The following is a 24,176-nucleotide window of genomic DNA, read 5'->3' as shown; positions in this document are numbered from 1 at the left end:
GGCATGGGCGAGACCCGCGAAGAGATTTCCGAGGCCCTGCGGGACCTGCACGCGGCCGGCTGCGACCTCATCACGATCACCCAGTACCTGCGCCCGTCCGAACGGCACCTGCCGGTGGACCGCTGGGTCAAGCCGCAGGAATTCGTGGACCTGCAACAGGAAGCGGACGAGATCGGCTTCCTGGGCGTCATGTCCGGCCCCCTGGTGCGCTCCTCCTACCGCGCCGGCCGGCTCTGGGCCACCGCGATGCGCAAGAAAGGCCGGGAAATCCCGGCCCAGCTCGCCCACATCGAAAGCTCCGGCAGCACCCGCCAGGAAGCCAGCTCCATCCTCGCCGCGCATTCCTGAATCCTGTTCTAGAACCCTTCCACCTAGGGGCCGGCACCGGATGATTCCGGCGTCCGGCCCTTAGCCATGAATCACGTAGAATTAAGGCACTATGGCGAATTCCCCTGACTCCAGCAGCTCCAGCCCGGCTTCCGATGCTCCGAAGCGCGGTCTTTTCTCCCGCAAGCCCAAGGAAGCAAAGGCCAAGAAGCCGAGCCGGCTGAAGCAGATCGGCGAGGTCTTCCAGATGACGCGCCGCCACGATCCGATGGTTCCGTGGCTCATGCTGCTGGCGTTCCTGGGCGTTGTCGCCGCCAGCCTCCTGGTCGGCTTCCTGCTCGATAACTGGATCACCGGCCTGATCATCGGCATCGCGCTGGGCGCCATTGCCGCCACCTTGATCCTGTCCCGCCGCGCCGAGCGCGCCGCGTTCGCGCAGATCGAGGGCCAGCCGGGCGCCTCGGGTGCCGCGCTGGGCACGCTCAAGCGCGGCTGGATTACCGAGGATCAGCCCGTTGCTGTCAACCCCCGCACGCAGGACGCCGTCTTCCGCGCCATCGGCCGTCCCGGCGTCGTGCTTGTCAGCGAGGGTCCCAGCAACCGGGTCAAGCCGCTGGTCGACGCCGAACGCAAGCGGCTCTCACGTATCCTGCCCAACGTCACAATCCACGTGATCGAAAGTGGCCGCGGCGAAGGCCAGGTGCCGCTCAGCCAGCTCGCCAAGAAGATGAACAAGCTCAAGGGCGAACTGACAAAGACCGAGGTCAGTGCCGTGTCCAAGCGTATTTCCTCGCTCGGCGGCCGCCTCCCCATCCCGAAGGGCATCGATCCCTACAAGGCCCGCCCGACCCGCGGACGCTAGGCCCTGCCCGCAGCCTTGTAGGCAGCACTGCACGCCAGCCTTACAGAATCGCCCCGGTTCGCGCCCCCTTCAGGCCGCCAGCCGGGGCTTTTCCATGACCGCCCGACGGCGACCGGCCACGACGCCCGCACCACGACCGTCAGCACCCAGAGCTTCAGGAACCAGGAGACTTGCATGAAACTTCCATCGACCGCCGCCATGATCCGCGTTTTCCGGGGGCTGGCGATTGCCGAAGCGTTCAGCTGGGCCGCACTGCTGACGGGCATGGTCCTCAAGTGGGTGACGCGGACGACGGAACTGGGCGTGGAGGTTGCCGGCCCGATCCACGGGGCGTTCTTCATCGGCTATGCCATCGCTGCGCTGAGTCTGTGGGCGATGCTTCGCTGGCCGTTCAAGGTTGCCGTGCTCGCGGGCGTCTCCGCCGTCTTCCCGTTCGCGACGGTCTGGTTTGAACGCTGGGCCGGCCGCCGTGGATACCTGGCGGTGCAGGTCGGAGACGCTGCGCGGACGCCGGCCCAGGAGACGGCGGGGGTCTAGTTGCGCCCGGGACCTCGGGTTCTGCTCGGGTTCTGTGCGCCGCCCTGGCAACATCGCTGCGCCCATCTGACGCATATGGCCGCCATACGGGGAAGTTTCACGGCCATTCGTGGAGAACCGCAGCCACGAGGTGGAGGTCGACCGGCCATACGTGGCAAACGACGAGGGACCGCCGCGCCCCGACCGCCTGGCACCGCCGTCGGACGCGAGCAGGAGCTACATCCGGACGAGCACGGTATTCATGGCTTTGTCGTGCAGTCCGCGCTGGTCCGGGTCGAAGATGACGGCCGGGATAACGAGGCACAGCAGAAGGGTGCGCACCAAGGCTGCGAGCGGGCCCGCCGGGCCGCCGCCCAAGCGCAGCACGTGGATGCTTACGATCCGGTGGCCGATGCTGTAGCCGAGGGTGCCGACGAGGAGGATCTGTTCGACGGCAAACACGGCCAGGGTGGCCCAGGAGTCGCCAGCGAAGGCGAAATTGCTGATCAGCAGCGCGATGCCCCAGTCGATGCAGATCGCCAAAATGCGGCGCCCCGCGCGGGCGATGGAGCCTGGCCCGGCCTCGGGCAGTCCAAGCCGTTCCCCCGGGTACTTGGAGATGCCGGATGTGTCCGGCCCGCTGAGCCATGAACCGATGTCTTTACGATCTACCACCGTCCCAGCTTATCGGGTCAGCGCCGTCCACAGTGTGGGCGGCGCTGTGTCACACTGTGGAACTGGATAGGTCACACTGTGGACCGGCGACTAGCGTTTACCTGTCAGGGCGTTCTGTAACCTCCCCGAAACAATACGGACACTGCGGGGAAACCCCATGTCCTTAGGGTGGTAACAGTTGCTAGCGGTTCAGAAGCGGGGATGCTTTTTGCCTTCCCGCTGTTGGACTGCCCTGGACCAATGTGCCTGACGGCCAGATCTTTCATATGCGTAAGGAGCATAATGTTCAAGACTGCGGACGAAGTCCTCAAGTTCATCAAAGACGAAGACATCAAATTCGTCGACATCCGCTTCACCGATCTTCCTGGCGTTCAGCAGCACTTCAACGTGCCCGCCAAGAGCGTTGACGCCGACTTCTTCGTCAATGGCCAGCTTTTCGACGGGTCTTCGATCCGCGGCTTCCAGGGCATCGCCGAGTCTGACATGCAGCTCATCCCGGACGTGACCACGGCATTCCTCGACACGTTCCGCATGGAAAAGACCCTTGCGCTGAACTTCTCGATCGTGAACCCCCGCACTGGCGATCCGTACCACCGCGACCCCCGCGGCGTGGCCGAGAAGGCCGAAGCCTACCTCGCCTCCACCGGCATCGCCGACACCGCCTTCTTCGCCCCCGAGGCCGAGTTCTTCGTCTTCGACAATGTCCAGTACCAGTCCTCGCCGCAGGGCAGCTTCTACAAGATCGACTCCGAGGAAGCTCACTGGAACACCGGCCGTGAGGAAGAGGGTGGCAACCTCGGCTACAAGACCCCGGTCAAGGGCGGCTACTTCCCCGTCTCCCCCACCGACAAGCAGGCCGACCTCCGCGACGCCATGTGTGTTGCGCTGGACGAGGCCGGCCTTGAGGTCGAGCGCAGCCACCACGAGGTCGGTTCCGCCGGCCAGGCTGAAATCAACTACAAGTTCACCACCCTGACCCACGCGGCTGATGACCTGCAAAAGTTCAAGTACGTCATCAAGAACACCGCGGACGCCTGGGGCAAGTCCGTGACCTTCATGCCGAAGCCGGTCTTCGGTGACAACGGCTCGGGCATGCACTGCCACCAGTCGCTGTGGACCGGCGGCGAGCCGCTGTTCTACGACGAGAAGGGCTACGCCGGCCTGTCCGACACCGCCCGCTGGTACATCGGTGGCCTGCTGAAGCACTCCTCCGCAGTGCTGGCCTTCACCAACCCGACGGTGAACTCCTACCGCCGCCTGGTCAAGGGCTTCGAAGCCCCGGTCAACATGGTCTACTCGCAGGGCAACCGCTCCGCCGGTATCCGCATCCCGATCACGGGCTCCAACCCGAAGGCCAAGCGCATCGAGTTCCGCGCGCCGGACCCCTCCTCCAACCCGTACCTGGCATTCGCTGCCCAGCTGATGGCCGGCATTGACGGCATCCGCAACCGGATCGAACCCCCGGCTCCGATCGACAAGGACCTCTACGAGCTCCCCGCCGAAGAAGCCAAGGACATCCCCAAGGCTCCGGGCACCCTTGAGGAGGCCCTGGAGGCCCTGGCCGAGGACAACGAGTTCCTGCAGGCCGGCGGCGTCTTCACCCAGGACCTGATCGACACCTGGATCGAGTACAAGTACGAGAACGAGATCCGCCCGCTCTCGCTGCGCCCGAACCCGTACGAGTTCGAGCTCTACTACGGCGTCTAGCCAGAACACAGGGCTGAACAGCGTTTAGCCCGCAGAGGGTCCTCAAGACCCTGGAAACATCAAAGGCCGGCACCAGGTTCACCACCTGGGGCCGGCCTTTGTGCTGCCGCGTGGAACGGCCCGCCTCAGCGCTTTCCATACTTCTTGTGCACCGCCTGCTTGCTGACACCAAGGCATACCGCGATCGCCTCCCACGAGAGTCCGGCCTGCCGGGCCCGCAGCACGACTTCGGTTTCGGTGCGCGCCAGTTCCTTGTGGAGCTCCGCCACGGCGTAGAGCGCCTCGGCCGGCCGTTTGCCATCCATTGATCCAATCAGTGTTTCCATGCGTGCCTCCTGACGTCAACGGTAGTTGACGTCAGCCGCAGTCGTCAACGGAAATTGACGTTTCAGGCGGCCGGAATTGGGTGCGGTAGTCAGAACACCGGGTTCAGAAACTCAGGTTCAGCACGCCGGGTCAGAACGCCCGGTACATGATGCGTTGCGGGCCGGCGTCGCCGCCGTCGTAGCGGCCGCGGTCCTCGAAGCCGGCCTTGCGGTAGGCGGCCAGGCCGCCGGGGTTCCCTTCGTTGACGGAGAGCACGACGCCGGCCTGGCCGCTGCCAAGGCCCGCTGTCAGTTTGGCTGCCTCCCGCACGGCGGCATCGGCGGCGAGCGTGCCGAGGCCTTTGCCCTGCTGCCGCCGGTCAATCAGGAAGCCCCGCAGGAGCCAGGCAGAGTCGTCGTCCGGCCAGCCCGCCAGGGTCGCGGCGCCCCGCTGGAGGGTGAGCACGCCCACGGCCGTTCCGTTGACGTCCACGGCGCACGGGTACCGGGACTCTTCTTCCAGCGCAATCAGCATCATCCGCAGCGGGTCGCCGACAAACGTCCGCTGGCCTTCGCCGAGTTCCAGCAGCGCGATCTCCCCCAGTTTGACGGCCCGGGCGTCGTCATCGAGGTTCTTGATGGGCAGCAGCCACACGTGTTCAGCCATGTAGCCAGCGTACCCACCCCGGCACCGCCTGCCGCCGGAAGCGGCGGGCGGCTGCGTACAGCTACAGCGCGGCGTCCTTCGGCGGGCCGGCCGGATCCATCCAGAAGACCTCCCAGAGGTGGCCGTCCGGGTCCTGGAAGCTGTGCGTGTACATGAAGCCGTAGTCCTGGGCCTCCTCCGATGCCTTGCCTCCGGAGGTCAGCGCCGTCCGGATGACCGCATCCACGGCCTCACGGCTCTCCAAGGAGAAGGACATGATGACCTCGGCGGTGTCCGCCGTGGGGGCCACCGACTTGGAGGTGAAGGTCTGGAAGTAGGACTCGACGAGCAGCATCACGTACGCACCGTCGTTGACGATCATGCAGGTGGCGTTCTCGTCGGTGAAGTCCGGGTTAAAGGAGAAACCCAGCGCGGTGAAGAACTTAACGGTCGTATCGAGATTCCGGACGGGGAGGTTCACAAACAGTTGCCTGGCCATCCGCCCAAGGTAGCACCGGGCGGCGGCATGTGTCAGTACGCCGTGTGTCAGTGACTGGCATGCCGCCGATCGGCGCTATTGACCGTAGAAAACCCGTTCGAAAACCGATCGTGCACGCCGGCTCAGCCGCAGGTAATCCTCTTCGAGCTCCGCGGCATTGCCTTGCCCGTAGCCGCACCACCGTGCCACGGCTTCGAGGTCGCGGCGGGAGGAGGGCAGCAGGTCCGAGGTCCGCCCGGTCCAGATGACATTGGCCGAACGGATCCGGCTCGCCAGCCGCCACGCCCGGAGCAAAACCACGACGTCGCCGGCGTCGATCAGGTCCAGGGCCGCGGTCGCTTCGAGGGCCTCCACGGTGGAAGTGGTCCGCAGCTCCGGGTGCTTGCCGGCGTGCCGAAGCTGGAGCAGCTGGGCCAGCCATTCGACGTCGCTTAGGCCGCCGCGGCCCAGCTTCAGGTGCCGGGCCGGGTCGGCGCCGCGCGGCAGGCGCTCCGCCTCGACCCTGGCCTTGACGCGCCGGACCTCCCGCACGTCCTGGTCCGACAACGACTCCGGGTACCGGATCGGATCGATCAGGGCGATGAAATCCTCCGCCAGGGCGTCGTCGCCGGCCATCGGGCGCGCCCGCAGCAACGCCTGGGCCTCCCAGACGAGAGACCACCGGCGGTAGTACTCGGCATAGGACTCCAAGGACCGCACCATGGGGCCGCTCTTGCCTTCCGGGCGCAAGTCCGCGTCGACGGACAGCACGCGTTCGGCCAGGATCGCCGGCTTGAGCGGCTGGGTCAGCAGGCTTGAGAGCTTTCCCACGATCTGCGAGGCCTGCGCCTGCGCTTCCTCTTCCGGGACCCCGGGCAATCCCCGGTGGACGTACATGACGTCGGCGTCCGAGCCGTAGCCGATCTCCCGGCCGCCCTGCCGGCCCATCGCCACCACCAGCACGTGCGTCTTGAGCGGTTCCTCGGCGGTGATGATCGTCTCCGCCACGCGCAGCGCCCCCAGGACGGCTGCCCGGTCGGTGTCGGCGAGGGCTTCGCCTACCTGGTCCTGATCCAGCAGTCCGGCACTGTCTGCGATGGCGATGCGGAGGATTTCGCGGCGCCGGATCAGCCGGATCAGCCGCATGGCGCTCTCCGGGTCCGCGTGCCGGGACATCTTCGAGGCGATCTCGAGCCACTGGGATTCGAAGCTGAGCGGGAAAAGCTCCTTATCGGTTCCGAGCCACGCCACAGACTCCGGGGAGACCTCCAGCAGGTCCGCGATCAACCGGGAGTTGGCGAGCACATGGCAGAGCCGCTCGGCCGCCGCCGTCGAATCGCGGAGCATGCCCAGGTACCAGTGCGTCGTGCCGAGCGCCTCGCTGACGCGCCGGAAGGCAAGCAGACCGCCGTCGGGATCCACGCCGTCGGCAAGCCAGTCCAGCAGGATCGGCAGCAGTTGGCGCTGGAGCGCGGCGCGGCGGCTGACCCCGGCGGTGAGGGCCTCGATGTGCCGCATGGCGCCGCGGGGATCGAGGTAGCCCAGGGCCGCGAGCCGGCCTTGGGCGGCTTCCGGAGTCAGGCGGGCCTCTTCGCTGCTCAGCGTCGCAACCGTGTTGAGCAGGGGGCGGTAGAAGATGCGTTCGTGAAGTTCGCGGACGGAGCGCTTGGTCTTTCGCCACGCGCCCACGAGGGCGTCCGGTTTGGGCCGCTCGGTGGAGAACGGACCCAGCACGGCCTTGGCAAGGGAGCGCAGCGAGGCTTCATTGACCGGCATGAGGTGGGTCCGGCGCAGCTGGAAGAGCTGGATCCGGTGCTCGAGGAGCCGCAGGTAGCGGTAGTCGCGGTCGAACTCCGCGGCGTCCGAGCGGCCGATGTACCCGCCGGCGGACAGCGCGGCGATGGCGGACGTGGTGTCCCGGCAGCGCAACGATTCATCGGACTTGCCGTGTACAAGCTGCAGAAGCTGCACGGTGAATTCGACATCGCGCAGTCCCCCCCGGCCCAGCTTGATCTGCCGCTGTTCTTCATCGGCCGGAATGTGCTCGGTGACGCGGCGGCGCATGGCACGGACGGATTCGACAAAGCCTTCCCGGCCGGCCGAGGACCAGATCAACGGCGTCACGGCGGTCTCGTAGCGTGCCCCCAGTGCGGCGTCGCCGGCGATGGTCCGGGCCTTCAGCAGGGCCTGGAATTCCCAGCTCTCGGCCCAGCGCGCATAGTAGCTCTCGTGCGAGGCCAGCGTCCGGACCAGCGGGCCGGACTTGCCCTCGGGCCGCAGGTTCGCGTCCACCTCCCACAGCCCGGGTTCGCGGCTCGTGGACATGATCGCCCGCGAAATACCCGAGGCGAGGGCTGTGCCGATCATGGTTGCCCGGACGTCCTCCAAGGTGGCGGAATCGATTACGTAGATGACGTCGACGTCGGAAATGTAGTTCAGTTCGCGGGCGCCGCACTTGCCCATGCCGATCACGGCAAGCCCGACGTCGGCAACCTCCTTGGCGTCGAACTTCTCCGCCGCCTCGGCCCGGGACACGGCGAGGGCCGCCTCCAGGGCGGCGCCGGCAAGGTCCGCCAGCTCCGCACCGGCAGCCGGCATGAAATCGAGGGGATCGGCCGCGCACAGGTCCTTGATGGCGAGTTCCACAAGCCCGCGCCGGTACGCCGTCCGCAGGGCGGCGTAGGCTTCCTGCCCGCTGAGGGCCGCCACCGGCCGGGCAGACTTCGGATCGGCCCGTACTGACTGCAGCAGCCGGGCCCGGAGTGCTGCCGGGTCCGCGGCCAGCGGTTCCGGGCTGACCCGGGCAGTGAAGGCGTCAAGGTGCTCGGGGTGGCGGATGAGGAATTCGCCCAGCGCCTCGGAGGCACCCAGCACCCGGTACAGCGGTTCGCTGGATTCGGGATCCGCGACGGCGAGCTTGCGCAGCTGCGGGTGCTTCTCGATCAGCCGGACGAGGGACTGCAGGGCCGTGTCCGGGTTAGCCGCCAGCTGCAGCCCGGCAAAGAGGGCGTCCTGGTCGAGCCCCTGCAGTTCCCGGGCTGCCAGGAACCGCTCCCCCTTGTCGAGATCACTGAAGCCGGCGGCTATGAGGCGTCGTGCCAGGCTCACCGGGGCCGCCTACAGAATGCCGAGATTGCGCTGCAGCTCGTAGGGCGTGACCTGGAGGCGGTAGTCCTGCCATTCCGCACGCTTGTTGCGCAGGAAGTGTTCGAACACCTGCTCGCCGAGGATCTGCGGCATGAGTTCGGAGTCTTCCATGGTCCGGATGGCGTCGTGCAGGCTCGCCGGCAGCGGATCGTGTCCCATGGCGCGGCGCTCGGCCGAGCTCAGCGACCAGATATCGTCCTCCGCCGCGGCGGGGAGCTGGTAACCCTCTTCAATGCCCTTGAGCCCCGCGCCGAGAAGCACGGCGTAGGCCAGGTAGGGGTTGGCGGCGGAGTCGATGCCGCGGTATTCGATCCGCGCGGACTGGCCCTTGCCGGGCTTGTACAGCGGGACGCGGACCAGCGCGGAGCGGTTGTTGTGGCCCCAGCTCAGGTAGCTCGGCGCCTCTCCCCCGCCCCACAGCCGCTTGTAGGAGTTCACGAACTGGTTGGTGACGGCTGTGAATTCGGGCGCGTGCTTGAGGATGCCGGCAATGAACTGGCGCGCGGTCTCGGAGAGCTGGAACTCGGAACCGGCCTCGTAGAAGGCGTTGGTGTCGCCTTCGAAGAGCGAGAAGTGCGTGTGCATGCCAGAGCCAGGGTGGGCCGTGAACGGCTTGGGCATGAAGGTGGCGTAGGTGCCCTGCTGCAACGCGACTTCCTTGATCACCGTCCGGAACGTCATGATGTTGTCCGCGGTCTGCAAGGCGTCCGCGTAGCGGAGGTCGATCTCGTTCTGGCCCGGGCCGGCCTCGTGATGGCTGAATTCCACGGAGATGCCCACGGATTCGAGCATGGTCACGGCGGTCCGGCGGAAGTCCTGGGCGACGCCGCCCGGGACGTGGTCGAAGTACCCGCCCTCATCCACCGGGACGGGAGAGCCATCGGGGCCCGGTTCTTGGGACTTGAGCAGGTAGAACTCGATTTCGGGGTGGGTGTAGCAGGTGAAGCCCATGTCCGCAGCCTTGGCGAGCGTGCGCTTGAGGACGTTGCGCGGATCCGCGGCGGAGGGCTCGCCGTCGGGCGTCAGGATGTCGCAGAACATCCGCGAGGTCGCCTCCGTCTCACCGCGCCAGGGCAGGATCTGGAACGTGGCCGGATCAGGCTGGGCGAGCATGTCCGACTCAAAGACGCGGGCCAGGCCCTCGATCGAGGACCCGTCAAAGCCGAGTCCTTCTTCGAAGGCGCCTTCCACCTCGGCCGGGGCAAGAGCCACGGACTTGAGCGATCCCACGACGTCGGTAAACCACAGACGCACAAACCGCACATCGCGCTCTTCGATCGTCCGCAGGACAAACTCTTGCTGGCGGTCCATACTGGCCTCTTTCCGGTTCTTCCATCCGTGCCCCAGGCCCGCCTTTCATGGGCCCCGCGGCTGCTCACGGTTCACTTTACTAAGCATTGGCACCGATTGCTGAAGCCGGGCCTCCGCGTAACACACCGTTAACACAATGTCGGAGAAATTCGCGCCGCCTGGCGGGAGTGCGCAGCGGCGGGTGCGGCCCGTGTGACGTGATTCACCGGCGCCGGCCGGTTGCCCGGTAGCTGTGGTGCCCGGTATCGCATTACGCTCGTGGCATGGCCACCAGCAACAGCTCCGATTCCAGCACGCCCGCCGAACTTACCGCCCCTTACGGCAGCGGCCCGACGGCGGCTTCCGCAGGCGCCGCGGCCGGCGTTCCCGGGGCACCGGAGGTTTCCCGGAAGCCGGTGGCACGGATCCGCACCCACCATCTGCACCAGGCCAAGGCCAAGGGTGAGCATTTCGCCATGCTCACCGCCTATGACCAGTACACCGCGGAGATCTTTGACCAGGCGGGCATCGAAGTCCTGCTGGTGGGCGATTCGGCCTCCAACAACGTCTTCGGCAACGAGACGAGCCTGCCGGTGACGGTGGACGAGCTCCTCCCGCTGTGCCGGGCCGTGGCCCGCTCCTCGCGGCGCGCCCTGGTGGTCGCAGACCTGCCCTTCGGCAGCTATGAGGTCTCCGCCCAGCAGGCCGTCGCCACCGGCGTGCGGTTCCTCAAGGAGGGCCTGGCCCATGCCGTCAAGATCGAAGGCGGAAAGTTCTATGCCGACACCGTCCGCGCCATGGTCCAGGCGGGGATCCCGGTCATGGCCCACATCGGCTTCACCCCGCAGAGCGAGCACGCCCTCGGCGGCTACCGGGTCCAGGGCCGCGGCGATGACGCCGCACGCCTGATCGAGGACGCCGTCGCGCTGGCGGACGCCGGCGCGTTCTGCGTGCTCATGGAAATGGTCCCCGCCGCCACCGCGGCCGCCGTCGACGCCGCCGTCGACGTCCCCACCGTCGGCATTGGGGCCGGCAACGCCACCACGGGGCAGGTCCTGGTCTGGCAGGACATGGCGGGCCTGCGCGGCGGAAAGATGGCGAAATTCGTCAAGCAATACGCCGACCTCCGGACCTCGCTCACCAACGCCGCCAAGGCCTACGGCGACGACGTGCGCTCCGGCCACTTTCCCGGCCCCGAACACTCCTTCTAGGCGGCTGCAGCCCACACCTCATCCTTCGCAGGTGATGTGTCGCGTCCCCACTCCGGGCAGGCTGACCATTGAGGTCTGCATCAGACCTCAGTGGATGTTCCGCCGTTCCGGCCGTAGTCGTGCCGGAAGCGCTGAGTCAGGCTGTGGCGGACACGATGGGAGGAGTATCGATGGGCACCACTAGCTTCTGGGACGTCTTGGTGTGGAGTTTCTGGTTCTTCATCTGGGTCGCCGCACTGACGGTGTATTTCCGTTGCTTGTTTGACATGTTCGGCGACCACACGCTCAGTGGCTGGGCCAAGGCCGGCTGGGCGATATTGATGATCTTCTTGCCCTGGCTCGGCGCCTTCATCTACCTGATTGCCCGGGGGCGTAGCATGGCGGAGCGGCAGATGGCGCGAATGGCCCAGCAACAGGCTGCCCAGCAGGAGTACATCCAGCAGGTCGCAGGCAAGTCGGCTACCCCGGCCGCCCAGATCGCAGATGCCAAGGCGCTGTTCGATTCCGGTGCCATCAACCAGACCGAGTTTGACTCCCTGAAGGCAAAGGCCCTGGCCTGAGGCGACCGGACCTCGCCTGACAACGCGGTACGCCGGGGTGGGGGCCGATCCGTGTGAGAATCACCTGGCTTGGTCACTCCTCGGTGGTTCTGGATCTCGACGGGGTTCGGGTCCTGACCGATCCGTTGCTCCGCCCTCATGCCGGGTTGTTACGACGCCTGGCACCGCGGCCGGACCCGGCGTCATGGAGCCACCCGGACGTGGTGCTGGTCTCGCACCTGCACCACGACCACGCCGAGTTGCGCTCCCTCCGCATGCTGCGCGGGGCAACCCTGATGAGCGCCCCGGCGAATGTCGACTGGTTGCGTCGCCGGAGGCTGCCGGGCACGGCTCCCCTGGGGGACGCCTGGACCCCGGTAGGCGGCGGGGTAGAGATTCGCCAGGTGCCCGCCGAGCACCGCAGCCGTCCCATGCCGCATCGTCCCAACGACGCCAACGGCCACCTGGTTCGAGGCCCATCGGGCGCTGTCTGGATTGCCGGTGATACCGGGCTGTATCCGGAGATGGCCGCGATGTCCGCCATGGCGGGCGGGCCGATCGACGTCGCCCTGATGCCGGTCTGGGGGTGGGGACCGAGGCTCTCGGCGGGACACCTGTCTCCGGAGACTGCCGCCCGGGCCGTCGCGATGAGCGGCGCGCGATTCGCTGTACCGGTGCACTGGGGAACGCTGCACCCTCCGTTGATCGCACACTTTGCCCGGAACTGGCTCGAGCAGCCCGGGCTCCGGTTTGCGGCCGCCGTGGCGGAGCAGGCTCCCGCCTGCACAGCGGTGGTCCTGGCCCCCGGCCAGTCCTGGGTGGCGCCCGTGTGAGCCGAGGACCCGTAACTGCGCCCACCCCCGACGGGGCGCCCTCAGCGATTCGGCCTGCTGCCAGTCACCCAGCCCAGGCGCCTAATCCAGTCGCCTAACCGCGGGACGCCGTCGTGGCACGCTGCCCACAGGCCTCGAGCATCGCCACCAGCAACCGATGGAGTTCATCGGCACCCTCTATCCGCTCCGGCAGCGCCGCCATGAGATCAGCCGGGCCGAGCAGCACGGCCCGGTCCTGCCAACCGCCGAGGCCCCCGTGGGATCCGACGAGTCCTTCGAACGCCGCGACGTCGTCGGTCACCGGGCTGATCGTGCTGTTGACGTAGAGATCCGGTGCCTCGGGGTGCATCAACGCACGTCCGAGCACCCGCGCCGCGTGCGGCCCGAAGGCGGCCAGCGGGTCGGTGCCGTGCACCGCGCCGCTGGCCAGGTTGAGGCGCCCGCCGCTACCGATCGCCCATGCCCGGCCCTCTTCGTCGACGCCGGCAACGAACCCGACGCCGGGATGGCCCGCCAGGCCGGGGATCAGGGCCGGCCACCGACTCTCGAGGGCCTCTAGAGTCCATCGCCGGTCGCCCCGGACGTAGACCAGGCCCAGATTCCCCGAGCCCAGCACCACAACCGGCTCCTCGGCGGCGTCGCCGGGCGCCGAAGTCTGCTGTGCCTTGGTCAGAACCTCGTCGGCACGGCCGGCGAGCTTCCCGGTCATCCCCCCGGCCGGGATGTCGCCGGCGATAGAGTCCGCGCGCCCCAGCCCTTCGACCGAAGCGTCCACGTTCTGGACGTGGGCGTGGATGAGGGCCGCACACAGATCACCGAGCGTCTGGCCATACCGGTCGGCGAACGGGGTGCCCTGGGACTGGCCATGGTCCGAGAGCACGATCAGCCGGTAGCGGCGGGGAGCGGACCTGGCGAGCTGGGCCAATGATCCCAGCGTGCGGTCCAAGCCATCCAGGGCGGCGAGCGATTCGGGCCGGAACATGCCCGCGTGGTGGGCGATTTCGTCGTAGTCGACGTAGTCGACGTAGATGCTCCTCGTGCCTCTCCGCAGCTCCTCTGCCACCAACACCGTGTTCAGGTCACGCAACAGACCGTTGGTGACTGCCCGCAGAAGGGCGAAGGTCCAGTCCCGATGCACTCGCGGGTCGAGGTCACGCTTGACCTGTCGCCGGGCCTGCCAACGCTCCTTGAGAATCTCCCCGACAGTCCGTGTGAAGCTGCGCATGAACCCGCTCGGCGAGGTGAAAAACCAGGCGAACGCCCGGCGGGTCTGCGTGGAGCCGCGCCCGACCTCTACCCGGCTCATTGTCAATAACGATCGGGGCGCGTCCCCGGTGAACAGGTTAGAAATGGAGACGCCGTCGTCGTAGAGCAGGCCCTTGCCGGTGCTGTGCCTCTCCTCGATCACCCGGGCGTCTGCCGGGCGGTTGGCCACCAGGACCCGGTTAAGCTCACGGTCGTACCACCGGAAGGCGGGGATCCCGTCCACGGTGCCGTGCAAAATGCCCAGCTGGCTGGCCGGCGTAGTGCACGGCAGCTGTGGTGTCCATTCGCGGAGCTGGTAATCCCCCGTCGCCAGCCAGCGCCGGATATTGGGCACCGCGCCGGACTGGACCGCCCATTGCAGCACCGGGAAGGGAACGCCGTCGAGTTGCACGAACAAGATGCCGTCAACCTCCGGATCGGGCACGGTTTCCTGCCGGCGCGCCCTGCCGGCCAATGAGCTGATCAGGCCGTCGTCAGTACCGGCTGTGGTAGCCCACGAGATGATCGTGCCCACCGCCGCGCTGATCCAGGTTGCGGCCAGGGCGGTCCATGCGGTCGACTCGATGCCGGGAACCAGTCGGATAGCGACATACATGATCAGGGCCTGTCCGACCAACGCGGTAAGCAGCACCGCCAGCCAGCCCACCCGGGCGGAGATCTCCACCAAGGCCGGGCGGAGCACGAGGCCGACGATGCCGGCCACTGCTGCCACGGCGGCATAGGCCCACCAACTGCTTGCGGAGAACCCCGGCAGCAGCGCGCCGGTGACGATCAAGGCTACAGTCGAACCGCCCCAGGCAACGGCCAGCCTCGCGAGGTCTGCGATTCGGACGCCGCGGGCGCGGGTATCGCGCGTCGGCATTGTCCCAGTATGGCCGGACAGGCCTGTCCGGCACTCATCCTCACGGGGTGAGAATGACGGTGGGAAGGATCAATCCGCCAGCGGAGGCGTCCGGTCCGCGATTGCTGCGGGAGGCTCTCGGCGACGCGACGCGAGGCGGCTGCGGAGACGGCAGCGCACGGCTGCCGCGCTCTCGCCGGGACGGGTTAGTCGTCCTCGCCCTTGTCCCACGCCTCGTTGCGCGCTTTGACCTTTTCGAGCGCGTGTTCGGCTTCCTCGCGGGTCTTGTACGGTCCGATCAGCTGGCTCCAGTCGGACATCGCGTCTTCCTCGATCTCGTGAGTGTTGACGTTGTACCAGTATTCGGGCATTGGTGCTCCTTCGTGCCCCGGAGAGTCTCCGGGCTCTAGTCCCGGCTGAAGTTGCGGAAGATAGTCCGGCATGGTTCAGCTTGTTCTACAGGCTCAATTCTTCCGGGCTGCGTTTTACGGGCTCTGATTTCCGGGCTTGTGTTTTCTGGGCTGCGTTTTACGGGCTCTCTTTTCTGGGCTTTGCCCGCAGGCTTATATGATCAATCTATGCCTTCTCTAGCCTCAACTGCACCCATCGGCACGCTTGTCCCGGGGACAGTGAGCCCGCAACTTCCAGTACCGCCGTCCATCCCGCGTCCGGAGTATGTGGGCAAGCCGGGTCCTGCAAAGTTCACGGGATCCGAGGTCAAGTCGCCGGAGACCATCGAGAAGATCCGGATCGCCGCCAAAATCGCGGCACAGGCCATCGTTGAGGTCGGCAAGCACATCGCCCCCGGCGTCACCACCGACCAGCTGGACCGGGTAGGCCACGAGTTCCTCCTGGACCACAAGGCGTATCCCTCCACCCTTGGCTACCGCGGCTTTCCGAAGTCACTATGCTCCTCGCTCAATGAGGTCATCTGCCACGGGATCCCCGACAGCACGGTGGTCCAGGACGGCGACATCCTCAATATCGACATCACGGCGTTCATCGGCGGTGTGCATGGCGACACCAACTACACCTTCGTGGTCGGCGATGTCGACGAGGAATCCCGCCTCCTCGTCGAGCGCACCCAGGAATCGCTGAACCGCGCTATCCGGGCAGTAGCCCCGGGACGCGAAATCAACGTGATCGGCCGGACCATCGAGTCCTACGCAAAACGCTTCGGCTACGGCGTGGTCCGCGACTTCACCGGACACGGCGTGGGCGAAGCTTTCCACACGGGGCTGATCATTCCGCACTACGATGCCGCCCCCGCATACAACACCGTCATGGAAACGGGTATGGTGTTCACGATCGAGCCGATGCTGACCCTGGGCACCGTTGACTGGGACATGTGGGCCGACGACTGGACCGTTGTGACCCGCGACCACAAGCGCACCGCACAGTTCGAGCACACCCTGCTCGTCACGGAGTCCGGCGCTGAGATCCTCACCCTGTCCTGACCCCTGCTCCACACGGCACTTCCCCGGAAGATCCACATCTTCACCCGCCGGCCCTGGCCGGTCCCCTAGCCCGCCCCTGCCACGAACGGAATGATATTGGCCAAGAAGGACGAGAAGTCGAAAAAGAACGCCCCCCTGATCGGCATTGACATCGGCGGGACCGGTATCAAGGGCGGGATCGTGGACCTGAAGAAGGGCAAACTGATCGGCGACCGCGTGCGCTTCCCCACGCCGCAGCCCTCCACCCCCGAGTCCGTGGCCGAAGTCGTCGCGCAGGTCGTCGCGGAGCTCACCGCCCGTCCCGACGCGCCCGACGGCGGCAGCCCCGTGGGCGTCACCTTCCCGGGCATCATCCAGCACGGTGTGGTTCACTCGGCCGCGAATGTGGACAAGTCGTGGCTGGAGGCCGACATCGACGCCATGCTCACGGCGCGTCTCGGGCGCCCCGTCGAGGTCATCAACGACGCCGACGCCGCCGGCCTCGCCGAGGCCCGCTTCGGCGCGGGCGAAGGGGTCGCCGGCACCGTGCTGGTGATCACGCTGGGCACCGGCATCGGTTCGGCCTTCATCTTCGACGGCAAGCTGGTTCCCAACGCCGAACTCGGTCACCTGGAGATCGACGGCTTCGACGCCGAGACCAAGGCCTCCGCCGTGGCCCGTGAGCGCGACGGCCTCAGCTGGGAACAGTACAGCGTGCTGCTGCAGCGCTACTTCTCCCACGTGGAGTTCCTGTTCTCCCCTGAGCTGTTCATCGTCGGCGGCGGCATCTCCAAGCGTGCCGACGAGTACCTGCCGCACATGAAGCTGCGCACGCCGATCGTCCCGGCCGAGTTGAAGAACGACGCCGGCATCGTGGGCGCAGCCATCGAGATTGCGCTGAAGCACAAGCTGGCCAAGTAGCACATCGCCAGATAGCCAAAATGAGCTATCACTCCGGGTCGTTCTGAACGCTGGGAACGACCCGTAGTGATAGCTCATTTTTGGTGGAGCCGGTGGTGGCTGCGGCTTCCCCTCCGCTGCCACCACCGGAGTCTGTGGCGGGTGTTAGGACCTGGTGAGGTGGACGCCAACACCGGGCCAGGAATTTACGACGGCAAGTTTACGACGGCGCTTGGAGCGGGCTCTTCTTCGGGTTCTTGCCGTCCCGGCCCTTGGACTCGGCCTCATGGCGAAGCAGGGAAATCGCGGCTTCGAAATCCTCCAGCGATTCGAAGGCCTGGTAGACGCTGGCGAACCGCAGGTAGGCAACCTCGTCGAGGCGCTGCAGCGGTTCCAGGATTGCCAGCCCGACTTCGTGGGCTTCGATTTCGGCGGCGCCGGAGCCGCGGATTGCCTCCTCGACCTCCTGCGCCAGCATGGCGAGGTCGTCTTCGGTGACCGGACGGCCCTGACAGGCTTTGCGGACGCCATTGATGACCTTGCTGCGGCTGAAGGGCTCGCCGACGCCGGAGCGTTTGATGACGGTCAGGCTGGTGGTTTCCACCGTGGTGAAGCGGCGGCCGCATTCGGGGCACTGCCGGCGGCGTCGGATGGCGGAGCCGTCGTCGGCGATCCGGCTGTCCACCACGCGCGAATCAGGGTTACGGCAGAACGGGCAATACACGTCGATTCCTCCCCGGTCGCAAGCCTGAACGGAGCACAGCGCCGTGTGCCTCCGCCATCAGTTTACGACTAGATATAGCTGAATAACAAGCCTGTAATTACTACATGTAGTGGTCTGGGCCGGTGGTTACCGGGCGGCGAAGCGCGCCGTGACTGCCTCGCCGTGGGCCGGCAGGTCTTCTGCGCCGGAGAGGCTGACGATGTGCCCGCTGACCTGCTCCAGCGCGGAGCGGGAGTAGTTGATCACCTGGATGGCCCGCAGGAAGGTGGTCACATTCAGTCCGGAGGAGAAAGCCGCCGTGCCGCTGGTCGGCAGCACGTGGTTGGAGCCGGCGCAGTAGTCTCCAAGGCTGACGGGGCTGTAGTCCCCCACGAAGATCGCCCCGGCGCTGCGGATCCGGGCCGCCACGCGGGCGGCATCCGCGGTCATGATTTCAAGGTGTTCCGCGGCGTACGCGTCGCAGGCGGCAATGCCCTGCTCCAGGTCCTCCACCAGAACGACGCCGGACTGCGGGCCGGAGAGGGCCTCTAGGACGCGGCTGGAGTGCTTGGTGGCAGCGGCCTGGCGTTCGAGTTCCACGCGGACCTCGGCCGCAAGGGCCTCGGAGTCGGTGAACAGGACCGATGCCGCCTTGGGGTCGTGTTCGGCCTGGCTGATGAGGTCCGCCGCCACGAGGGCCGGACTGGCGGTGGAGTCGGCGAGGATCGCGATCTCAGTGGTGCCGGCCTCGGAATCGATCCCCACGACCCCCTTGACCAGCCGCTTGGCGGTGGCCACGAAAATGTTTCCCGGACCGGTCACGACGTCCACGGGATCGATCCCGGGAAGGTCACCGGCGTCGGACGCCCCGGCGGGGATGCCATAGGCAAAGGTGGCGATGGCCTGTGCCCCGCCGATTGCGTAGACCTCCTCGATGCCCAGCAGGCAGGCCGCGGCCAGGATCGTGGGGTGCGGCAGGCCGTCGAAGTTCTTTTGCGGCGGCGAGGCCAGCGCAATGGATTCGACGCCGGCTGCCAGGGCCGGGACGACGTTCATGATCACCGAGGACGGGTAGACCGCCAGTCCGCCGGGGACGTAGAGCCCCACGCGCGCCACCGGCACCCAGTTCTGGCTGACGACGGCGCCTTCGCCGAGTTCGACGTCGACGTTTGCCGGGCGCTGGGCATCCGCGAAGCTGCGGGCCCGCCGGATGGATTCCTCGAGTGCAGCGCGCACGGCAGGGTCCAACCCTTCCAAAGCCGCGCGGAGTGCCTCGGCCGGGACACGGGGGTGGATCTGCTCGACGCCGTCGAACGAGCGTGCGAGCTCCCGGAGCGCGGCGAAGCCGCGCGTGCGGACGGCGGAGATGATGTCCAGGACCTTGTCCTCGGCGTCGGCCATGGTGCCGGCCTGGGCCCGGGGTACGGCGGCACGGAGCCCGGCGAGGGACAGTTGCCGGCCGCGCACGTCCACCGTGCGGAAGTTGAGGGCGGCGGGAATCGGGGTCACAGGGCTGTCAGGAGTTAGGCTCACCCGATCATTTTACGTGCCCCGCCGCGGCGCTCCGACGCTGTGACGCGTCCCGGGCGCGCGGCCGCCGGCCTGAAACCTGGCCGGGCGCCGGGCTTGGGGTTCAGGAGCGGGCTTTGCCGCCGGAGCCCGGAAAGAGGCTGTTCAGGAAGATGGCCAGGGCGATCGCCGCCGGCCAGATGGCGAGGACCGCGTAGGAGCGCAGTGAGAAGGCGACGCTGGCGCTGGCCGAAGTATCGGCCGCTGCTCCCCACCACTGGGCGCTGAGCAGACCGGTTCCCCACGCGAGGAGCGAGCCGGCAGCCCCGGCCAGTACCACCAGGACTACGGTGCCGGGCGCCGGCTGTGCATGTTTGGAGCCGGCGACGAACGACCCGGCAATGCAGCCGGCGAGCAGGCACAGCCCTGCCAGCACGAGGTCCCGGGGCAGCCAGGTTGCCGTATTGGTGCCGGTGGCGAGGTCCGGGTTCCTGGTCAGCAGGTTCAGTCCCGACGGCGCCAGAAGCCACCACAGCAACCCCAGGGGAATGCCGGCCGCCGCGATGACCGCCGCTTTCCGCCACGGGGTTCCGGCGTGTCCTGGCCGCCGCACGGGTTTCATCTCGGGGGGCAAGGGCAGGGGCCGGTCCGGGTGCGCGGGCTCCCCGGTGTGCTGAACGGGGCCGTCTACTGCGGGCTGTGTCATGCAACAAACGGTAACAAGGATTCCCCGGCCCGGCACATGACGCCGCGTGGCAGCACATGACGAGGGAGGTAAACAAATGTCCCGCTCGATCGCAGGCGGAATACGCTGGCAGTAGGAACCATGACATATGTGCAGCAGGGAGTTGGATCGCAGTGGCCACAGATGACGGAATCTTCGAGGGGACATTCAAGGAAATGTTCCGCCGGCATGCGGCCGGCGTGGCGATTATCACCGCCAACTACAACGGCGTCCCCTTCGGATTCACCGCGACCTCCGTGGCTTCGCTGTCCGCCAAGCCGCCGCGCTTCACGTTCAACATGGCCAGGACCTCAAGATCGTGGCCGGCCGTGGCGAACACGAGCTTCATTGGGGTCCACATGCTCGGGCTGGAGAACCAGGAACTCGCCGACCGCTTCGCCCGGGCCGGCAACCGGTTCGACGGCGACCACTGGGAGCTAGGGCCCCACGAGGTCCCCGTGCTCAAGGGCGTCACCGGCTGGCTGATCGGGAAGGTCCAGATGCGGCTCTCGTTCGAGAACAACGCCGTCGTGGTGGTCGAGGTAGTGGAGGGCCAGGTCGGGGACGACGGCGCTCCCCTGCTCTACCACGCGGGTGCGTACAGCCAGCCCGTACCGCTCGACTACGAGATTTGAAGCCCGTGGCGGTCAGCCCGCCGGTCCGGCGAGCTGACCGCGCCGGTTGGCCAGGCTAGATTTCCGCGCTAATTGTCCAGGCACGTCGGGCCGAGCAGCACCTTGAGGTCGCCAAACAGGGACGGACTTGGGTTGACGCGCAGGTGCACCGGCAGGCCCATGACCTCCACCCGGGTGTCACCTTGCAGGTGCAGCCGGACCTCGGAGTTTCCGCGGTGGGTGCGCAGTACGTCTCCCAGCTCAGTGACGACCGCCTCGGTGGCCTTATGCGTGGCCATGGTGATCACCACGGGTCCGTTCTGGCTGTCGCTGAGGTCCGGCACGGAAAGTTCCATGCAGTTCAAGGTGACGGCACCGTCGTCGCGCCGTTGCAGGCGGCCCTTGACCACCACGATCAGGTCCTCCGCCAGCACCGAGGCGATAGGCCCGTAGACCTGGCCGAAGAACATGACCTCCATGGAACCGGCGAGGTCCTCGATTTCGGCGCGGGCGTAGGCGTTGCCGCTGGCCTTGGCGATCCGGCGGCTCAGCGAAGTGATCATGCCCGCGATGGTCACGATCGCGCCGTCCTGCGGGCCGTCCTCGGCGATGATCGACGTGATGGACCGGTCAGCATGCTGGCTCAGGAGCCCTTCGAGCCCCTGCAGCGGGTGGTCGGAGACATACAGGCCGAGCATGTCCCGCTCAAAGGCCAGTTTGTCCTTCTTCTCCCATTCGGGAAGATCAGGGATTTCCGTGCTGAGGGAGGCCTCGGGCTCCTGGTCCTCAAAGCCGGCGAAGAGGTCGAACTGGCCGATCGCCTCGTTGCGCTTGAGGGTGATGACGGAGTCGATCGCTTCTTCGTGGATCATGGCCAGGGCCCGGCGATGGTGGCCCAGCGAGTCGAAAGCGCCGGCCTTGATCAGCGACTCGATGGTGCGCTTGTTGCACACCACCGCCGGGACCTTCATGAGGTAATCCTTGAACGAGGAGTACGCGCCTTCCTTCTCGCGCGCCGCCACCATGGCCTCGACGGCGTTCACGCCGACGTTGCGGATGGCGCCCATGCCGAAGCGGATGTCGTTGCCGACCGGGGTGAAGTTGAGGGCCGACTCGTTGACATCCGGCGGCAGCACGGTGATGCCCATGCGGCGGCATTCGTTGAGGTAGATCGCCGACTTGTCCTTGTCGTCGCCCACGGACGTGAGCAGGGCGGCCATGTACTCCGGCGCGTAGTGCGCCTTCAGGTACGCGGTCCAGTAGGAAATGACGCCGTAGGCGGCCGAGTGCGCCTTGTTGAAGGCGTAGTCGGAGAAGGGCAGCAGGATGTCCCAGAGTGTCTTGACCGCGGCCATGGAATACCCGTTGTCCTGCATGCCCTGGGAGAAACCGGCGAACTGCTTGTCCAGCTCGGATTTCTTCTTCTTGCCCATGGCGCGGCGCAGGATGTCGGCTTGGCCGAGGGTGTAGCCGGCGAGCTTCTGCGCCACGGCCATGACCTGCTCCTGGTACACGATCAGGCCGTAGGTGCCGCCGAGGATTTCGGAGAGCGGCTCTTCAAGTTCCGGGTGGATCGGAATGACTTCCTGGATCTTGTTCTTGCGCAACGCGTAGTCCGTGTGCGCGTTCGCTCCCATGGGACCAGGCCGGTAGAGGGCCAGCACCGCGGAGATGTCTTCGAAGTTGTCAGGCTTCATCAGTTTGAGCAGGGACCGCATGGGTCCGCCGTCGAGCTGGAAGACGCCCAGCGTGTCGCCCCGGGCCAGCAGCTCGTAGGACGCCGTGTCATCCAGCGCCAGCGTTTCGAGGTCGAGATCGATGCCCCGGTTCATCTTGATGTTTTCCAGGGCGTCGGAAATGATCGTCAGGTTCCGCAGGCCCAGGAAGTCCATCTTGATCAGGCCGAGGCCTTCAGACGTCGGATAGTCGAACTGGGTGATGACCTGGCCGTCCTGGAAGCGGCGCATGATCGGAATCACGTCGATGATGGGGTCCGAGGACATGATGACACCGGCCGCGTGCACGCCCCATTGCCGCTTCAAGCCCTCAATGCCCAGTGCCGTCTCGAAAACCTTGGCGGCTTCGGGGTCGGTGCTGATCAGCTGGCGGAAGTCGCCGGCTTCGCTGTAGCGCTTGGCCTCGGGGTTCTGAATGTCGGCCAGCGGAATATCCTTGGCCATCACGGCCGGCGGCAGTGCCTTCGTCAGCTGCTCGCCCATGCTGAACGGGTAGCCCAGCACGCGCGAGGAGTCCTTGAGGGCCTGCTTGGTCTTGATGGTGCCGTAGGTGACGATCATCGCCACGCGTTCGTCGCCGTATTTCCGCGTGACGTAGTCGATCACTTCGGAACGGCGCCGGTCATCGAAGTCGACGTCGAAGTCAGGCATGGAAACGCGGTCCGGGTTGAGGAAGCGTTCGAAAATCAGGCCATGGTGCAGCGGGTCGAGGTCGGTGATGCGCATGGCATACGCCACCATGGAGCCCGCGCCGGAGCCACGTCCCGGACCCACCCGGATGCCGTTGTTCTTGGCCCAGTTGATGAAGTCAGCCACCACGAGGAAGTAGCCCGGGAAGCCCATCGAGGTGATGACTTCCAGCTCATAGTCAGCCTGCTTGCGGACTTTGTCCGGGATGCCCTGGGGATAGCGGTACTGCAGTCCCTTGTCGACTTCCTTGACCAGCCAGGACGTTTCGTCCTCGCCCTCCGGGCAGGGGAAGCGTGGCATGTAGTTGGCGCCCGTGTTGAACGACACTTCGCAGCGCTCGGCGATCAGGAGCGTGTTGTCGCACGCCTCCGGATGGTCGCGGAACAGCTCCCGCATTTCCTGCGGGGACTTCAGGTAGTAGCCGCTGCCGGAGAAGGCAAAGCGGGAACCCCCGTTGTCGTAGGTCGGCTCCAGGAGCGTGGAACCGGACTGGATCGCCAGCAGGGCCTCGTGCGCCTTCGCGTCGTGCTCGTGCGTGTAGTGGAGGTCGTTCGTGGCCACGAGCGGCAGGTTCAGTTCCTTGGCCAGGCGCAGCAGATCGCCAGTGACCCGCCGCTCGATGTCCAGGCCGTGGTCCATGAGCTCGCAGAAGTAGTTCTCAGCGCCGAAGATGTCGCGGAACTCGGCCGCGGCCTCCACGGCCTCCCGGTACTGCCCCAGCCGGAGCCTCGTCTGGACTTCGCCGGACGGGCAGCCGGTGGTGGCGATCAGGCCTTCGGAGTAAGTGTTCAGCAGTTCCCGGTCCAGCCGAGGCCACTTGCCGAAAACCGAGTCCAGGGAAGCGATCGAGGAGGCCCGGAAGAGGTTCCGCATGCCCACATTGTTGTAGCTGAGCAGGGTCATGTGCGTGTACGAGCCGCCGCCGGAAATGTCGTCCTTGCGCTGGTGCTCCTCGCCCCACCGCACGCGGCTCTTGTCCGTGCGGGCGGTCCCGGGAGTCACATACGCCTCGACGCCGATAATGGGCCTGATGCCCTTGTCCGTCGCCCGTTTCCAGAAGTCGAAGGCGCCGAACAGGTAGCCGTGGTCCGTCGTGGCCAGGGCCGGCATGCCGAGCCGCTCGGTTTCGTCGAACAGTTCACCGAGCCGGGCGGCGCCGTCCAGCATCGAGTACTCGGTGTGGTTGTGGAGATGGACAAACGAGTCGTTGCTGGAAGTCAC

At 66.7% G+C, this 24,176-nt stretch carries 21 protein-coding genes and 1 pseudogene; 10 read left to right on the top strand and 12 right to left on the bottom strand.

The genetic code is table 11. From position 1 onward, the window contains the following. From BLR03_RS17625 to BLR03_RS17610, 3 genes and pseudogenes are all read left to right on the top strand, one after another. Nucleotides 1-348, top strand: a pseudogene (locus tag BLR03_RS17625) (lipoyl synthase); the annotation flags it as partial. A 91-nt stretch (nucleotides 349-439) separates the two neighbouring features. Beyond that, nucleotides 440-1,189 carry a DUF4191 domain-containing protein gene (locus BLR03_RS17620; protein ID WP_091255175.1) on the top strand — a complete coding sequence of 250 codons (750 nt, stop codon included), beginning with the start codon at nucleotides 440-442 and terminating at the stop codon, nucleotides 1,187-1,189. 174 nt (nucleotides 1,190-1,363) lie between these two features. Continuing rightward, on the top strand, nucleotides 1,364-1,726 hold the full coding sequence (locus BLR03_RS17610) for a DUF3817 domain-containing protein (protein WP_091255171.1): 363 nt from the start codon (nucleotides 1,364-1,366) through the stop codon (nucleotides 1,724-1,726). 216 nt (nucleotides 1,727-1,942) lie between these two features. Here the strand turns inward: BLR03_RS17610 and BLR03_RS17605 are convergent, their stop codons facing one another. Beyond that, a complete protein-coding gene (locus BLR03_RS17605; protein WP_091255170.1) occupies nucleotides 1,943-2,380 on the bottom strand; it encodes an RDD family protein in 438 nt (145 codons plus the stop codon). Nucleotides 2,381-2,662: 282 nt separating this feature from the next. On the opposite strand from BLR03_RS17605, the gene glnA (BLR03_RS17600) reads away from it, so the two are divergent. Further along, a complete protein-coding gene (gene glnA, locus BLR03_RS17600; RefSeq protein ID WP_091255168.1) occupies nucleotides 2,663-4,087 on the top strand; it encodes a type I glutamate--ammonia ligase in 1,425 nt (474 codons plus the stop codon). Nucleotides 4,088-4,212: 125 nt separating this feature from the next. Here the strand turns inward: glnA (BLR03_RS17600) and BLR03_RS17595 are convergent, their stop codons facing one another. The 5 genes from BLR03_RS17595 to glnA (BLR03_RS17575) all read right to left on the bottom strand — a co-directional run bounded on the left by BLR03_RS17595 (nucleotide 4,213) and on the right by glnA (BLR03_RS17575) (nucleotide 9,974). Next, nucleotides 4,213-4,413: a transcriptional regulator gene (locus tag BLR03_RS17595; protein WP_091255166.1), complete on the bottom strand. Its 201-nt coding sequence runs from the start codon at nucleotides 4,411-4,413 to the stop codon at nucleotides 4,213-4,215. A gap of 130 nt (nucleotides 4,414-4,543) precedes the next feature. Then, nucleotides 4,544-5,059 carry a GNAT family N-acetyltransferase gene (locus BLR03_RS17590; protein ID WP_091255164.1) on the bottom strand — a complete coding sequence of 172 codons (516 nt, stop codon included), beginning with the start codon at nucleotides 5,057-5,059 and terminating at the stop codon, nucleotides 4,544-4,546. 61 nt (nucleotides 5,060-5,120) lie between these two features. Beyond that, nucleotides 5,121-5,537, bottom strand: coding sequence for a VOC family protein (locus BLR03_RS17585; protein ID WP_091255162.1), 417 nt, complete (start codon nucleotides 5,535-5,537; stop codon nucleotides 5,121-5,123). A 75-nt stretch (nucleotides 5,538-5,612) separates the two neighbouring features. Further along, a complete protein-coding gene (locus tag BLR03_RS17580) occupies nucleotides 5,613-8,624 on the bottom strand; it encodes a bifunctional [glutamine synthetase] adenylyltransferase/[glutamine synthetase]-adenylyl-L-tyrosine phosphorylase (RefSeq protein WP_091255160.1) in 3,012 nt (1,003 codons plus the stop codon). A 9-nt stretch (nucleotides 8,625-8,633) separates the two neighbouring features. Continuing rightward, nucleotides 8,634-9,974, bottom strand: a complete 1,341-nt coding sequence (gene glnA / locus BLR03_RS17575; RefSeq protein ID WP_018772372.1) for a type I glutamate--ammonia ligase — start codon at nucleotides 9,972-9,974, stop codon at nucleotides 8,634-8,636. 263 nt (nucleotides 9,975-10,237) lie between these two features. On the opposite strand from glnA (BLR03_RS17575), the gene panB reads away from it, so the two are divergent. From panB to BLR03_RS17560, 3 genes are all read left to right on the top strand, one after another. Beyond that, nucleotides 10,238-11,164 (top strand): 3-methyl-2-oxobutanoate hydroxymethyltransferase, encoded by a 927-nt coding sequence (gene panB / locus BLR03_RS17570; protein WP_091255159.1) that lies wholly within the window; start codon nucleotides 10,238-10,240, stop codon nucleotides 11,162-11,164. A gap of 170 nt (nucleotides 11,165-11,334) precedes the next feature. Further along, nucleotides 11,335-11,724, top strand: coding sequence for an SHOCT domain-containing protein (locus BLR03_RS17565; protein ID WP_091255158.1), 390 nt, complete (start codon nucleotides 11,335-11,337; stop codon nucleotides 11,722-11,724). Nucleotides 11,725-11,777: 53 nt separating this feature from the next. Beyond that, a complete protein-coding gene (locus BLR03_RS17560; protein WP_091255157.1) occupies nucleotides 11,778-12,536 on the top strand; it encodes an MBL fold metallo-hydrolase in 759 nt (252 codons plus the stop codon). A 94-nt stretch (nucleotides 12,537-12,630) separates the two neighbouring features. Here the strand turns inward: BLR03_RS17560 and BLR03_RS17555 are convergent, their stop codons facing one another. Beyond that, entirely contained in the window at nucleotides 12,631-14,664 is a 2,034-nt protein-coding gene (locus BLR03_RS17555; protein ID WP_091255156.1) for a phage holin family protein, read from the bottom strand. A gap of 185 nt (nucleotides 14,665-14,849) precedes the next feature. Continuing rightward, nucleotides 14,850-15,014: an SPOR domain-containing protein gene (locus tag BLR03_RS24100; RefSeq protein ID WP_116767494.1), complete on the bottom strand. Its 165-nt coding sequence runs from the start codon at nucleotides 15,012-15,014 to the stop codon at nucleotides 14,850-14,852. 207 nt (nucleotides 15,015-15,221) lie between these two features. On the opposite strand from BLR03_RS24100, the gene map reads away from it, so the two are divergent. Further along, nucleotides 15,222-16,100, top strand: a complete 879-nt coding sequence (map, locus tag BLR03_RS17550; protein WP_091255154.1) for a type I methionyl aminopeptidase — start codon at nucleotides 15,222-15,224, stop codon at nucleotides 16,098-16,100. A gap of 96 nt (nucleotides 16,101-16,196) precedes the next feature. Beyond that, complete coding sequence (ppgK, locus tag BLR03_RS17545) at nucleotides 16,197-17,000, top strand: polyphosphate--glucose phosphotransferase (RefSeq protein WP_091255152.1); 804 nt, start codon at nucleotides 16,197-16,199, stop codon at nucleotides 16,998-17,000. Nucleotides 17,001-17,199: 199 nt separating this feature from the next. Here ppgK and nrdR read toward each other — a convergent pair whose 3' ends face one another. The 3 genes from nrdR to BLR03_RS17530 all read right to left on the bottom strand — a co-directional run bounded on the left by nrdR (nucleotide 17,200) and on the right by BLR03_RS17530 (nucleotide 19,897). After that, on the bottom strand, nucleotides 17,200-17,703 hold the full coding sequence (nrdR, locus tag BLR03_RS17540; RefSeq protein ID WP_091255145.1) for a transcriptional regulator NrdR: 504 nt from the start codon (nucleotides 17,701-17,703) through the stop codon (nucleotides 17,200-17,202). Between the two features lie 126 nt (nucleotides 17,704-17,829). Next, a complete protein-coding gene (gene hisD, locus BLR03_RS17535) occupies nucleotides 17,830-19,215 on the bottom strand; it encodes a histidinol dehydrogenase (protein ID WP_091255144.1) in 1,386 nt (461 codons plus the stop codon). A gap of 100 nt (nucleotides 19,216-19,315) precedes the next feature. Next, nucleotides 19,316-19,897 (bottom strand): hypothetical protein, encoded by a 582-nt coding sequence (locus tag BLR03_RS17530; protein ID WP_091255143.1) that lies wholly within the window; start codon nucleotides 19,895-19,897, stop codon nucleotides 19,316-19,318. A 194-nt stretch (nucleotides 19,898-20,091) separates the two neighbouring features. Here BLR03_RS17530 and BLR03_RS17525 point away from each other — a divergent pair, with 194 nt between their 5' ends. Continuing rightward, entirely contained in the window at nucleotides 20,092-20,550 is a 459-nt protein-coding gene (locus BLR03_RS17525) for a flavin reductase family protein (RefSeq protein ID WP_091255185.1), read from the top strand. Between the two features lie 68 nt (nucleotides 20,551-20,618). Here the strand turns inward: BLR03_RS17525 and dnaE are convergent, their stop codons facing one another. After that, nucleotides 20,619-24,176, bottom strand: coding sequence for a DNA polymerase III subunit alpha (gene dnaE / locus BLR03_RS17520; protein WP_091255142.1), 3,558 nt, complete (start codon nucleotides 24,174-24,176; stop codon nucleotides 20,619-20,621).

The organism is Arthrobacter sp. ok909, assembly GCF_900104405.1.
Lineage (GTDB): Bacteria > Actinomycetota > Actinomycetes > Actinomycetales > Micrococcaceae > Arthrobacter > Arthrobacter humicola.
Note: the sequence above shows the minus strand (reverse complement) of the source record. Positions and strands in the feature narration are given on the sequence as shown.